The 12,491-nt window shown below is 45.6% G+C and carries 13 protein-coding genes and 1 pseudogene; 4 read left to right on the plus strand and 10 right to left on the minus strand.

Annotated features, from left to right (window positions below; all coding sequences use genetic code 11):
- Nucleotides 1-345 precede the first annotated feature (345 nt).
- Genes N037_RS11420 through N037_RS11440 form a run of 5 tightly spaced genes read right to left on the minus strand, consistent with a single transcriptional unit; the run spans nucleotide 346 to nucleotide 4,043 of the window.
- Nucleotides 346-2,679 carry a primase-helicase zinc-binding domain-containing protein gene (locus N037_RS11420; RefSeq protein WP_032640945.1) on the minus strand — a complete coding sequence of 778 codons (2,334 nt, stop codon included), beginning with the start codon at nucleotides 2,677-2,679 and terminating at the stop codon, nucleotides 346-348.
- A gap of 14 nt (nucleotides 2,680-2,693) precedes the next feature.
- A complete protein-coding gene (locus N037_RS11425) occupies nucleotides 2,694-3,017 on the minus strand; it encodes a DUF5375 family protein (RefSeq protein ID WP_032640947.1) in 324 nt (107 codons plus the stop codon).
- Complete coding sequence (locus N037_RS11430; RefSeq protein ID WP_001014982.1) at nucleotides 3,014-3,238, minus strand: hypothetical protein; 225 nt, start codon at nucleotides 3,236-3,238, stop codon at nucleotides 3,014-3,016. Before N037_RS11430 ends, N037_RS11425 begins: the two co-directional genes overlap by 4 nt.
- Complete coding sequence (locus tag N037_RS11435; protein WP_082440890.1) at nucleotides 3,238-3,786, minus strand: host cell division inhibitor Icd-like protein; 549 nt, start codon at nucleotides 3,784-3,786, stop codon at nucleotides 3,238-3,240. The genes N037_RS11430 and N037_RS11435 overlap by 1 nt, the downstream gene beginning before the upstream one ends.
- Nucleotides 3,783-4,043, minus strand: coding sequence for a helix-turn-helix transcriptional regulator (locus tag N037_RS11440; protein WP_032640949.1), 261 nt, complete (start codon nucleotides 4,041-4,043; stop codon nucleotides 3,783-3,785). The genes N037_RS11435 and N037_RS11440 overlap by 4 nt, the downstream gene beginning before the upstream one ends.
- Before the next feature lie 904 nt (nucleotides 4,044-4,947).
- Between N037_RS11440 and N037_RS11445 the strand changes: the two genes are divergently transcribed.
- From N037_RS11445 to N037_RS11455, 4 genes are read left to right on the plus strand one after another with little or no spacing between them, the layout of a single operon-like run.
- Nucleotides 4,948-5,700: a septation initiation protein gene (locus tag N037_RS11445; RefSeq protein ID WP_032640951.1), complete on the plus strand. Its 753-nt coding sequence runs from the start codon at nucleotides 4,948-4,950 to the stop codon at nucleotides 5,698-5,700.
- Nucleotides 5,697-6,251 carry a phage polarity suppression protein gene (locus tag N037_RS11450; RefSeq protein WP_032640953.1) on the plus strand — a complete coding sequence of 185 codons (555 nt, stop codon included), beginning with the start codon at nucleotides 5,697-5,699 and terminating at the stop codon, nucleotides 6,249-6,251. Before N037_RS11445 ends, N037_RS11450 begins: the two co-directional genes overlap by 4 nt.
- A 1-nt stretch (nucleotide 6,252) precedes the next feature.
- The gene (locus N037_RS23835) at nucleotides 6,253-6,525 is read left to right on the plus strand and encodes an ogr/Delta-like zinc finger family protein (protein WP_059385953.1); all 273 of its coding nucleotides are present in this window, start codon (nucleotides 6,253-6,255) and stop codon (nucleotides 6,523-6,525) included.
- A gap of 19 nt (nucleotides 6,526-6,544) precedes the next feature.
- Nucleotides 6,545-7,357 (plus strand): hypothetical protein, encoded by an 813-nt coding sequence (locus N037_RS11455; RefSeq protein ID WP_032640956.1) that lies wholly within the window; start codon nucleotides 6,545-6,547, stop codon nucleotides 7,355-7,357.
- 459 nt (nucleotides 7,358-7,816) lie between these two features.
- Here N037_RS11455 and N037_RS24865 read toward each other — a convergent pair whose 3' ends face one another.
- The 5 genes and pseudogenes from N037_RS24865 to N037_RS11475 form a co-directional block, all read right to left on the minus strand.
- Entirely contained in the window at nucleotides 7,817-8,017 is a 201-nt protein-coding gene (locus tag N037_RS24865) for a hypothetical protein (protein ID WP_156369721.1), read from the minus strand.
- A gap of 60 nt (nucleotides 8,018-8,077) precedes the next feature.
- Entirely contained in the window at nucleotides 8,078-8,704 is a 627-nt protein-coding gene (locus N037_RS11460) for a hypothetical protein (RefSeq protein ID WP_032640960.1), read from the minus strand.
- Nucleotides 8,705-8,789: 85 nt separating this feature from the next.
- Nucleotides 8,790-9,656 (minus strand): annotated as a pseudogene (locus tag N037_RS11465) (phage portal protein); the annotation flags it as partial.
- A gap of 161 nt (nucleotides 9,657-9,817) precedes the next feature.
- Complete coding sequence (locus tag N037_RS11470) at nucleotides 9,818-11,260, minus strand: hypothetical protein (RefSeq protein ID WP_032640962.1); 1,443 nt, start codon at nucleotides 11,258-11,260, stop codon at nucleotides 9,818-9,820.
- A gap of 10 nt (nucleotides 11,261-11,270) precedes the next feature.
- Nucleotides 11,271-12,470, minus strand: coding sequence for an integrase domain-containing protein (locus N037_RS11475; protein ID WP_032640964.1), 1,200 nt, complete (start codon nucleotides 12,468-12,470; stop codon nucleotides 11,271-11,273).
- Nucleotides 12,471-12,491: the final 21 nt, after the last annotated feature.

Raw genomic sequence — 12,491 nt, forward strand, 5'->3', positions numbered from 1 at the left:
CGATGGAGAATTTTGGTGGGCTGGCGGAGTATGAACTTGCATAGTATATTGTTGTTTTTATTGTGTATTTATTTTTATGGTCTTTGTTGGTATACCTAAACGTATACCAATAGCGGGGTGCAATACTTATTTAACTTAAAAAAAATCATCCTTAAATAGGTTGTTTTATATTCAAAAAAACAAAAAAAATCTTTTTTAAATAAATTGTTCACACTGTTCACTTAGGTTTTTTATCATTCAAAATCAAGGTAATAGAAGTTAACTGTATGGTGAAGAGTGAACAGATAACTCTACATTCTTGCGCCAGCGAAAACAAAACCCGGCATCAGCCGGGTTAGTTGCAAATTATTTTATTGTTGGCTCATCGCACTTGGGTAGCCAGTCTGCATTACTCTCTTCTTTTAAAGTGAGGTTAGTCTGCATTCCCTGATTAGTTCGCCGCTTCTCATAATGTAGCCCGTACTCCTTCAGCATAACTGGTAGCCCTTTGCCAAACATTGTCAGGCTGAGGGTATTTTTATAGCCATTAGCCTCCATGTATACGAGATAGGCATGGTAAAGGTAGGTACGTGGCTGGCGCGGGACAATATTGGCGTTCCCCATAAACATGCCGTTGGTGTCGGGTAATGCCTCAAGATAGCCACAAAAATCAAATGCAGGATCAGCGTCACGCTTGATGGTGAGAGCTTCATCAGAATTCTGCTGCGACTGAAGCAATGTTCTGGCGCTCATCGGATCGCTGAAACGCTGCATGAGCTGGCGAACAATCACAGCCAGTTCTCGTGCAATCTTATCTTTCAGCTGCGGATCGCGTTCTTCCGGTGCTATCTGCTCAGGAAAATGCAGAATAACTCTCCGGCGGGACACACCACCACTACGATCAGTGAAGCGCATAGGATTATTATTTACGGCCAGGATAACCGCCGGAATATGTGTTGAATAAGCATTCTGATATTTGGGGTCCACAGATACTGCATCGCCACCGGTTATAGCCTTAAGCCCGGCGCCATCGCCGCTCCATTTCTCCTGATCAGGCAGGCGAATAAGAGAAAAACCGATCAGAGCCGCACGTTCTCGTGGGGACTCCAGAGTTTCAATTGTCGCTGAGGTGGCGTTATCCTCTCCTGCAAGCATCGTTGCAATTTCAGCAAGGATACTTTTGCCACTTCCGCCAGGGCCAGTCACTTCCAGAAAGAGCTGCCAGTCATAGCGGTTCGCCAGCACCATAAACAGCGCTGCGAGAATAATGTCGCGTTTTGCTGGCTTGTGCCCGGCGGCCCTGTCCAGCCAGCGCCAGAATGCCGGGGCATGAGTTTCAAGCGTTTCCCCATTTACCGGTGGCGTGAAATCGACTTCACACAGGGTACGCAGCCAGTTCTCTTTACAGTGCGGACTAAACAGCCCTGTTCGCGTATCGAGGACGCCATTACGAAAACCGATCAGATGACGTGCCGGATTTTGCTGCTGCGGAACAATTAACTTTAATGTTTCCACCAGTGAGGCAATTTTTCCTGAGGAAAACGGTGCACCGAGGCGCTGAAAAAGGGCTGCGACATCTCGGGCAAAATCTGACTGAGAAATCACTTTCCACGCTCCAGACTCATAGCGGGATAAAAGCTGACCGTTCGGATCAACCGCCAGTGCATCCCTGTAATGCTCCCGAACCCTCTGAGCTTTTTCGCTGACACTCATCGCTGTGAATTCTGCTTCACTCATCGTGTCGAAAGGACTGGCGTTATGTGGCTTCAAAGCCTCAAGAATTGCCTTCCGGGTGGATTCCTCTCCGTAATGGGCAAGCGCATCATTCCAGTCACCAAAAACCGGTGGCAGCACAATGTCACATTGACACGCTTTTGCAGCAGCTTCAGCCCTGTTCTGGCCTGAACCCTTCAGATCGCGGTCCGCTGCAATAATTAACTGATATCCCGGATACTTGTTATGGGCAACGCTGGCCAGAGAAAGAAAGTTGACCGCCGAAAATGCCACCATGACGGCTTCTCCTGTCAGATGATGAATGGTAAGCGCCGTGGCGTAGCCTTCCGCAATCCACATCCTTCTTACTGAACTCCCGCTCCCTTCTATCAGATGATAGGCCTCCTTAACCTGACCTCCTTTAAGAAAACACTTGCTACCATTGCCACTGATAAGCTGAATATTCACCAGCACCCCGTCAGCGTTATAGAGCGGGACGATCAAATCACCGGGGCGGAACATCACCCCACCGGTTTTATGAGCTGAAGTCAGCTCATGGCAAATATGCTCCGGGAAACCTTTATGTGTAAGATAAGTGTTTCCGGCAGATTCACGCGAGGCTTGCAGCAGTCGTGCGGCAAGTGCTGCCGCTGCATCTTTCCCGCTATCGGTATCGGCGGTTAACTTCCTGACTTCGGAATTAGCTATAGACAGACCATGTGTCAGTCCATGTATCCTGTCAGCCGCTTCACTGATATCCACATTCAGTGCCCTGGTGACTAGCGCTAAACCATCCCCGGCTCCGCACTGATTGCAGAACCATGTTCCGCGTCCTTCCTGATCGTCGAAGCGAAAACGATCTTTACCGCCACAGACCGGACAAGGCTGATGGCGATTTTTCAGTACGTTCACACCCAGCGCTGGCAGAATCTGAGCCCAGTGACCGCGGGCAGCCTTCACGGCCTGACTGACTTTCATTCCTGACATGATGCAGTTCTCCCTCAGTGTAAAACCGGCTTTTTGATGTGACGGACGCATAACTCATCCATTACGGCTATTCCGAGCTGGGAGAGTGCGGGACAGGACATTAGAGGGCCGGATTCCATCAGGTCTGAAAGCAGGGCGCAGGCGATCTCAATGCCTTTTGTTTGCCCGTGCTGTCGCAGATAAAATCCTTCAAGCTCACGGGCAATAGCGGTTTCAATTTCATCCAGAGTGAGCTGCAGGTGGCGGTTTTGCTGATGGCAGATACTTATCCAGGCACAGGCAACCGCGCGGCGATATAAAGCCACCCGAAGTGGGAGTGGAAGAGCGCGTGATTTCATTGCACCACCTCCATGTTCATCAGGTCATCCTGGCAACGCTGTACCACGCCATCAAGCTGTTCTGTCATCAGATAAATCAGCGAAACCAGTTGTTCACATTGAGCACTGGCAGGTTTTTCGTAGCAATCCTGAAGAACAGCCATTCCGGTGACAAACTCCCCCACGTTACGAAGATGCTTCAGGCGGACAATATCGTCATAAGAGATTGCGGCGTGATTCATCACATCACCTCCCGGACAGGCAGGCGAGCAGCAAGGCAAAGCACATATTCATGGACCAGTGAAAGACGTGCATGATACTCATCGCTGGCGACAATACGCAGCATACTGATACGTGGTTTACGTTCTGCACGACGAACGGCGGCAAAAACAAATATAAATTGAGGATGTGATGGGGCGAGGATCGTAGCCATAAGGGCAATCTCCAATAAGTAGCGGTTATTGCCACCACCAGAGCTGCAAATCTCATGGGTGATGGCCCGGACGGGGTTTGCAGTACCGGCCTTATTGGAAACCGGCCAGCCCGAAGGCTGCCCCGCCCGGACCACCATTATCTGACAGGAGCCACGGTGTAAGCACCACAGCCCGAAAAATAGGTGTGCCTGAGCAACGACATAAAAAAACACGCTCGACGCGTGCTGTGTCGCCAATAAGTTACACGGGCTGCAAATCCCGGCTGCCGATTTTGCGGCAGCGGAAAAACTATAACTGGAAAGGTTGCCAGGACGCAAGCCACAAAAAAAGAGATGAGACTGCAAAGCCAGATTCACGCATGGTCTCCTTGCTCGCGGGCTGCAATTCGCGCCGCCATCCATGCATTGACCTCCGACTGTACCCAGGCAACATTTTTTCCACCCAGGGAGATCTGCTGCGGGAAGGCATCACGGCTGATAAGGTCGTAGATGGTTGAACGGGATAGCCCGCAAAGGTGCATCACTTCAGGTAATCGTATGAAGCGCTCCTGCTGAGTCGGAACCGGGAGCACCGGAGCAGCTGGTGCTGGGGTGGAAACGGAAATAGTATGCATCTCGCTACCTCTCTAATATGTTTTCAGTAGTCCGGACAATTCCATCCGGATTCAGGTAGTTCCTTATTATGTTCATATAAGCGGCTCGCGCATGCTTTATTTAATTAGAGTGAAATATTGATTTCTCAAAAAATAAAACAGCTAAAAACCGGATGAAACGGACAAAAACAAATCATTCCTTCATGGAATATAATAAGGAGCTTCAAGAATAAAAAAATCTATTACACCAGGCAGGATCGCCGCTCAAGTTTGAACCAGACCATATCATTCCGGGCGTTACATCATAAGGATGAAGACAGCACCGGAATAATAAAAGGGCCAAAAAACGTTCATAAAAAACAGTTCTTCATATGTATTAATTAAGTTAATGACTAAAAAAATTAAATTACCCGCATCCTTCCGCATTTATCCGGATGTGTTTAATGAGCATCAGACAGATTCATTTTTATGGATATTTTCCTGAAATGCAACCGAGTGTAGAGAGGTTAAGTGTTGAATTTTCAAACAGACATAAGACACATTTTATACTGTATATTGAATAGTGTTGAATACGTGTGAATAGTGGTGAGGAGTAAAAATCCAGTAATAAACTGAAATAAATATCGCGATTTATATAAAAAACAAATATAAGTTTAAATTTATCTCTGTGAACAGTCATGAACAGTAGATGACCACTTTGATTTAAACCCTACACTCCTTAACTACATGTATTTACTATTCTTTTATGAAAGTGAACAGTAGTGAATAGTATGTATTAAAGGAAGGGTGAAGATCAGACATGACACCTTTCTCTGGCTAGCCAGAACAAGGTCATTGTTCAGTCACTGGCACAATCCTCATCGGTAGTGCGCTTGTATGGGCACCGGCACAATTGACACAACAACAAAACACTACCGGAGCAGCCATGACAACTGTTAACCAGATCCCTGATGCAAACATTACACCCTCCCTCCCACCGAAAATTCGCGAAGCGGTAGAAAAAGTTAAAGCAGCAAAAGCTGTCTGGCAGGAAGAACGGCGAATACAAACTGAAGCCGCTGCAATGACTGAAACTATCCGTAAACGTCAGGAAGATACAAAAACGGAGACGCAGGCGCTTAATGATGAATGGCGAAACCTGTTTCGTGAGAATCAGGGGAATATGACGCCACGAATGAAAAAACTGCGGGCAGAAATCGCCCTGGGACGCGAAACACTTGATGAGTTCGAAGATTTGCTTGAAGCTCACTCCGCAGAAAATGAATTCCTGCCCTGGAAAACTGCGGATGCTGCAAACCGCTACATCAGCGAACATAACCGGCTGATTGAAACTCATGCAGTGTGGCTCTGGAATGAGTTTATGAAGGAACACGGCCAGAAACTTATTCAGATCCTTGGATTGCTGAAAATGACTCTGGGGCGAAGCGCTTCTTCCGTTATCGGCGTGGTTCATACCGTAAACGACCCTGAAAGTGTGCTGAAGCAATTTATCGGCGAGCAACTCACCACTCCAGCACTGTCCTGTAACGTATCTTCAACGGATGATATTGCCCTGCCGGGGATCAGCATTTATGCGGACGATAAAGCCATCCGGGATGCCAGGCAATCACCTAGTCCTGCAGCACGTTCCCGGATGCTTAAACAGCGTGACATGGTTAAAGGGGAAGAGAAGGGATGAATACTGGAAATATTACTCAGGAAGCTCTCAACAACTACCGCGCGGCGATAAAAAGCTGGCTGACACTACGTAATGTGCAAAGTACCAGCCAGCTTCGTCTGGCGGCTCTGCTGGGTACTGAAGAAAAACCGGCAGCATATGCCAGCCAGCTTGAGAATCTTCGTGAGCGTCTTGCACTCCTCGAATGGCAGATTAACTGCGCCGCCCGGGACGGTCTTTATGCTCACCAGATTGTGCTGGAAAGCTGTGTTACAAGCGCAACTGAAAACTTCATGAGCGAGCATGGTGATGCACTCACTGACGCTCTGGCTCCTTTTCTTTGCGCACCATACGGGCTTGAGGCGGCAATGAAAATATTACGCACCGTTGTAGTCCAACAATCCGAAATCCGTACTCCTGTAATTCCAGCAACATATAAGAGCATTATCGACGAAACCGGATTAACGGTGGATGCATCAATGCGAGCTGATGCTTCAGCCACTTTCACCCCGGCAAAACATAAAGTTTTCCTGGCCCGCCTCAACAGGCTTAATGAAAAAGGAGGGCATTGATATGGCCCTAAAGTGTCCTGAATGTGGCACGGTCGCACACGCCAGAACCAGCGCCTATGAAGCTCCATCGGTTAAGCGCTCATGGTATCAGTGCCAGAATCTTGAATGCTCCTGCACATTTACTGCCCTGGAAAGTGTGGACACGATAATTATGAAGCCCCATAAACCAGCAGCACCTGAGCCTGAATCACAGAGCGATTCTCTTGTCCGTCAGCCGCATACACTGGGCCGCTACGGTTCAGCCTGTACCCTTAAAGACCGCCATGCACAATAAAATGAGGAGGAACAACAATATGGCAGAACAACAATTGACTGAAAACCAGATTCAGGCCGCAACCGGACACGTATTAACACTCCTCGCGAGGGCAAAAAAACCGCTTCAGGATGCGGATTGGCTCATGAATTTGCCTGCAAATGAAATAGCCCGCGAGACGGAAAAACTGACGAAAAGCCTTTCCTCCGACTGGCAATCCCGAATTATCGACCTTTACCAAAAAATGCAGACCTGGGTGGAGGCCAGACAGGCCGAAGAAGCAGCCATTGAGAACCTCGGGGCCCTGCGCCAGCATCAGACCGAAACTGAGCAGGCCAGCAAAAACAATCGGGCGCAGTTCAGGGAATTGCTTAACCAGAGCGGCGGCATCGTAACGCCGGAGATGAAAGCTCTTCGGGCTGAATATCTGGAACAACAGGAAACAGCCACAGAACTGACTGGGCTGATTACTGAAAAAGAAGAGTTGCTGCCGCTACTGGCTGACGCGACCGCGCGTAAGGCAAACGCCTATGTAAACTGCCATCATGGTATCACTGAGGAGCGTATTGATGAGCTTTTACGAGACTTTTTTATTTTCCACGGTTCCGAATTGAGCAGCCTGCTCAGGATGAAGTACAGACAATTCGAACGGAATAGCTCAGTGCAAATACCGGGCATTATTGAAGGGACAAATGATGCAGATACGTTGTATCGTGAATTTATCCTGAATCTAATGCTGAAGTGGACGAATGAAATATTGCCGTTGAGATTCCGGGACGACGTGATGAGTCTGACCGGTTCAGCACCGGTATCAGGATCACATGAAGACAGAAAAAAAAGAAAGCTGTTCTGACATGAACAGAAAAGCTCACTTAAGCCCGGCCAGTGCCGGGTTTTTTGATGCATGTAGCCTGAGTGCATGTCTATACTGCATGAAATCGCATGACTTTATGCACTTGCATTTTTACTTCCCAGACCAGATAAGGCGCAGTTTAGAGCCTATCATGCAACTGCATGAAAACCACTCCATAAAGCGGGCAGGCGTGGCGGGGCTACGAGTGCCCTCAACAGAGTTAAAATGAAAAAATGCGGAGAAAGCTTCAGCCAAATAGCCATTTCAAACTGCTAGGGAATTGGACAAGTTGCAAAAAAAAGCGCCCCGCGGATGTTGCTGAGGCGCTGTAATCAAATTGAGTACGTTAATCGCCTCAACACCTATTTTCCGGATCTTTTTTTCGTATCATCGTGATCGAATGCTTGCCGGGAAGGTGGCTTAGAAGGGGCCGGAGGCGGTGGTGGTGTGTTGGTTTTTTCATTTTTTGTCATTTTTGCTTTTCCTTTGCGAATGATCGTCGTTGAAGCTACCTTGAACCAAACGAGTTATTGGTGGCTTCGGAGGCTTAGGTGGTGGTGCTGGGGGGACAGCATTATTACCCTTTGGTTTATTTTGCTCGCTCATTTCTGTTTCTCTTTTCATCTCGTCTAATTTCTTTTGCTTTTGAATCATCTTCAATAACTACCCTTCGTGCGGGAGGTTTCGGTGGTGGTGGTGGTGCTGGTATTGGTTGTCGCATCAAGTTCTCCGTACGTTTTCAAGTGGAATTATTAGATATTTGGTGTCGTTCTGCTGTCGAGGAGATGCTGCATCCAAGTCAGCTGATAGGAATATGATAACTGCAGCGATTATTGGTATCCAGGACCATACAAGGTATTTTGTTGATTCATATAATTTGATGGAACGTGCTTCATTAACATTACTATTCCAGCTAGCACACTCTCTTATTTCCTGGTGTATGAATTCCCATAATTTATCATCTGGATTATGACTATTGTCATAAGTCAGGCCATTTGTATTGCAGTAGCCTTTAAAGGTGGTTTCGTAAGCAACAAGGTCTTGATGATAACTATGTATTTCTCTGGGAGCCGGGCAATATTTAAATTCATTACCCCAGATTACTCCTTTCAATAGAATGGATGACCGTAACACTAAAATAAATGAAATAAAAGTTAATAAAAATACTATTACAGCTAAAATGAAATGGTTCTCATATGATGTATTTTTGGCTAGATAAGTGAGGATGGTCACCGTAATGACCATCAAGCCGAAATCGGCTTGAGCACGAGTGTGTATCTTATCCTTATTCTCTATTTCAGCAAAATAAAGCTTCTCGTAAAACTCCAATGCTTTGTCGTTTTTCATGGTATGATTCTGTGCGAAGTCGAAACATTGAACATATCATGATACCAAAAAAAGAAAAGCCGAAAATTAAGCGGCCAAATACTAATTATTCGTTTGATAGAGCATAAGAAGTGAACTTAATCACATCATGTTTGCACCATTTGTTTAAATCTTCAAATCGCTTTTGCAAGGGAATGAGTTCATTCCGCACAAAGACTCGGCTAGCTTTCTCCACATCCCCAAATCCACCAACATTGTTGGGCATGAGCCCCCTCATTTGAGGTGGAACGCGATGCGCAGCAATCATGTCATCGTGGCTTACGTTCTTGATGTTCAGAAACTTATCCTTTGTCGTCATTTCTGAGAACGGGATGATCTGGATGCCGTCCTTTTTACCGTTTGGCGAGTACATAAACAGGTTGCGGAAGTTGCCAGGCCCTTTGGCGCTTTTCATGGCCTTGCAGATATAGTTCACATCCTCGTGATTCTGCGCGGCGTCGGTCCTGAACATGATAAACCCTACATAGCTGCCGTTGATGTAATAATTGCGGCGAAACAGAGTGGCGGATTCGTTCAGCAGGGTGGAAGGAATTGCGGACAGGTATTCCGGTAGGCTGTAGATTTCCAGGTTTAAATCCGGCTCCATCAGGTGAAAGATGCTGCCTTTAGTGAACTCATATGGCCGCCTGGTCATGCCGTGTTGCACAAACCAGTATATTTCCAGATCCACGCCGCGCGGGGTGTATTTCGCCAGCGATGGTTCCAGTGACAAAATACCGCCGAGGCGGTTGGTGCGCTTCTCAAGATAGGCGTTATCGAATACCAGATAGTCCTGCATGAACCGGCTGAAAGCCTGCTGGCTCAGCAGCGGATGTGGGATAAAAGTGCTGGTCAGAATGTTGCGCTTCACGGCAAAGGGTTAGCTTTGATGTACGGCGGCGCGATAGGTCCGCGCGAGCCCGTCAAAACTGACAGCTTCGTAGGTGGATGAATTTAGCTGGCTGTGATCGCGTTGTAGGGGGAGAGCATTGTGCACATATAATTTTGGATTTGAGAAAGTCTGGGCTAGTAAATATATTTACCTCGTATAAAATAACAAAGACTCAACGAAGTTAATCGTTGAGCCATTATTTATTAGATACGAATACTAGCAGAATCTTTTTGTTGTGCGTCGATATGAATGATCTTTGAGGCTCTGAAACCTTCATTAACTGCTGCAATTTTAGCTTGTTGAACCTTTTGGTATTTTTCACCTAAATGACCAATATCAACTATTACGAAAAATGCACGATCAGTATCGTCACCATTTCTATAAATTTCTAATTGTTTTTCATATCCATGAAGTAATTTACCATTTGATGATAACTTAACTTCTACTAAAACTTTCTGAGCGAAACCTTGCGAAACTTTGAAGTCTACAGGTCCATTACCAGAGTCTGCTTCAGGGCTAATATCCAAGTTATTAGCTCTGCAATATGAATATGCGACAGCAAAAAGTAAGCGTTGGGCCGCTTTTTCTTTACGTGGTTTTTTATCATCTGCCCACATTTCTTTCCACAGACCTTTGTTTTCAATTAGATCTTTGAATTGGTTTAATATCTCATCAACTAAAGCTTCAACTTCATCTAATGTTAGTTTTTTATTGAATTTCGAAAGGTTGAAGGGGTATTTCTTATCTAATGAAGATACAAGCCTTGACCAAAATAGCTCTCCATTTTTATCAGCTTTGAAATCGTAAGGCTCTTTTTCTACTTCTTTTATTAATTCTAAGAGATCTTCAAAATATTCTTTTTTCTCTAAAGCCCTGCGCTTAGCTTCAGCCTTTTCTTTTTGAGTCATTGATGCGAGTAGTTTGCCAATGTTGGTATTAATCCTGTCTCGTAGGTCTGTATTTTCTTTCATTGTACTGACTGCGCCGCTCCAGTCAGTGGATATAGGTAAATCACGAACAATATCTTTAGGAACAAGTATTAGTGGTGTATTAGTTAAAGGATTATGTGGGGCGATGTATTTACTTCCTTTAAATGAGAACTCTTTTGTTGGAATTTGTAGTGTTTTATTAACTCTTTCTGAAAATTCCACTAAGGACTCAAATATAATGTTTGTAGTCATGTCGCTGATTCTATCAGCTCCAATTCCTTCTTCAAATAACGACATGACCATAAATAAATCAGGGTCATCAATATCCATATTGATAATTTGATAGGCAGTATTCATGGTAGTGTTTACTAAGTGTGGCCCGAACCCTGAGCCTTTTGCCGATGAGCCATAACCCAAACATGTCCATCCTATTTCGGAAAATGAAAATAATTTTTTGGCAGCCTTCCAAGCAACATCACTGTCTTTCTGCTCCTTAGATGCCTTAATTAATTTAATGATTTTTGTGAAGGTGGATATATATTTATTATGAGCATTTAATCTCATTTCAGTATGCTTACTTTCAGGAAGAAGCATAGGGTCAATAAAAAGCAGAGTATCTGTTTCTAATAAAACATCAACAACATCAAGTTGATCAAGAACTAATGGCGATATGTTAAAATATGAAGAAATGGTATCGATAGATTTTACTGTGCTCATGTGTAATCCTTTAGTATCTATTAGTAATCTTGACAAAATTACCCCACCAGTCCATTAGCTCAACTCTTTGTTTCAAATAAATGGACCGATTGTACGCTTTCCTAACTTCATTCTTATCTGTGTGTGCTAGCGCAGACTCGATTACATCAGAATTAAAATTAGCTTCGTTGAGAGCTGTACTAGCTATAGAACGTAAACCATGCGCAACTAATTTTCCACCATAACCAATACGTTTTAACGCGGCATTAGCCGTCTGGCTATTCATTGGTTGTTTTGGGTCATTCCGACTCGGAAAAACATGTTCACGATGGGCGCTGATTGGCTTCATCACATCAAGTATCTCTAATGCCTGAGGAGATAAAGGGACTATGTGTTCCCGCTTAGCTTTCATCCGTTCGGCTGGAATAGTCCAGAGTTTAGTGTCGAGATCTATCTCTGCCCAACGAGCACCTGATGCCTCAGAAGGGCGCACTAACGTCAAAAGTTGCCATTCTATGAGACAGCGAGTCGGAACAGAAAGATTTGACATTATTAAAGAACGCATCAGCTTCGGCAATTCTTCAGGCCGCAACGTCGGCATGTTTTGTTTTTTAGGTTTCTCAAAGGCCATTCCGACACCTGACGCTGGGTTGGCATCAATTAGACCAGTGTTTACGGCATAAATCATTATCTCGTTAATGCGCTGCACCAGTCGACGTAAAGTCTCAAGAGCCCCACGAGCTTTGATTGGTTCAAGCGCTTCAACTAATGTACGGGCTTTGATTTGCTGAACGGGGGTTTCACCAATGGCAGGGAATACATCTTTCTCAAGTGAGCGCCAAATGTCTTTTGCGTAATCAGGGGTAACGCTTTTGCGTTTGAGCTTGAACCAGTTAGCGGCAACCGTTGAAAAAATACTGTCCAGAGCGATTTGCTGCTGTTCCTCAACAACTTCAGCTTGAATTTGCGGGTCAATTCCGTTGGCTAATAAGGCAAGGAAATCCGCTCTTAACCCTCGGGCATCAGCAAGCGATAGGGCGGGGAAGGCACCAAGTCCCATCATTGTCCGCTGCTTTGTTGCCGGACGTTGATAACGGAAACGCCAGAGCTTTTTCCCGCTGGTTTTAACAATCAGGAAAAGCCCATCGCCATCATGAAGCGTTAGATCCTTTTCTAACGCTTTAGCGCGCAGAACTTCAGTGTTTGTCAGGGGGCGTGTTGTCCGTGCCACTGTGGCCGCTCCTTCAGGTAT

The sequence above is a fragment of the Enterobacter sp. EGD-HP1 genome, from assembly GCF_000733275.2.
GTDB lineage: Bacteria > Pseudomonadota > Gammaproteobacteria > Enterobacterales > Enterobacteriaceae > Enterobacter.

Bases quoted from the DNA above. Each gene is read 5' to 3' on its own strand.
- N037_RS11420 (WP_032640945.1), bottom strand. From the start codon at position 2,679: ATGTCAGGAATGAAAGTCAGTCAGGCCGTGAAGGCTGCCCGCGGTCAC.
- N037_RS11430 (WP_001014982.1), bottom strand. From the start codon at position 3,238: ATGAATCACGCCGCAATCTCTTATGACGATATTGTCCGCCTGAAGCAT.
- N037_RS11440 (WP_032640949.1), bottom strand. From the start codon at position 4,043: ATGCATACTATTTCCGTTTCCACCCCAGCACCAGCTGCTCCGGTGCTC.
- N037_RS11450 (WP_032640953.1), top strand. From the start codon at position 5,697: ATGAATACTGGAAATATTACTCAGGAAGCTCTCAACAACTACCGCGCG.
- N037_RS11460 (WP_032640960.1), bottom strand. From the start codon at position 8,704: ATGAAAAACGACAAAGCATTGGAGTTTTACGAGAAGCTTTATTTTGCT.
- N037_RS11455 (WP_032640956.1), top strand. From the start codon at position 6,545: ATGGCAGAACAACAATTGACTGAAAACCAGATTCAGGCCGCAACCGGA.
- N037_RS11470 (WP_032640962.1), bottom strand. From the start codon at position 11,260: ATGAGCACAGTAAAATCTATCGATACCATTTCTTCATATTTTAACATA.
- N037_RS11425 (WP_032640947.1), bottom strand. From the start codon at position 3,017: ATGAAATCACGCGCTCTTCCACTCCCACTTCGGGTGGCTTTATATCGC.
- N037_RS23835 (WP_059385953.1), top strand. From the start codon at position 6,253: ATGGCCCTAAAGTGTCCTGAATGTGGCACGGTCGCACACGCCAGAACC.
- N037_RS11445 (WP_032640951.1), top strand. From the start codon at position 4,948: ATGACAACTGTTAACCAGATCCCTGATGCAAACATTACACCCTCCCTC.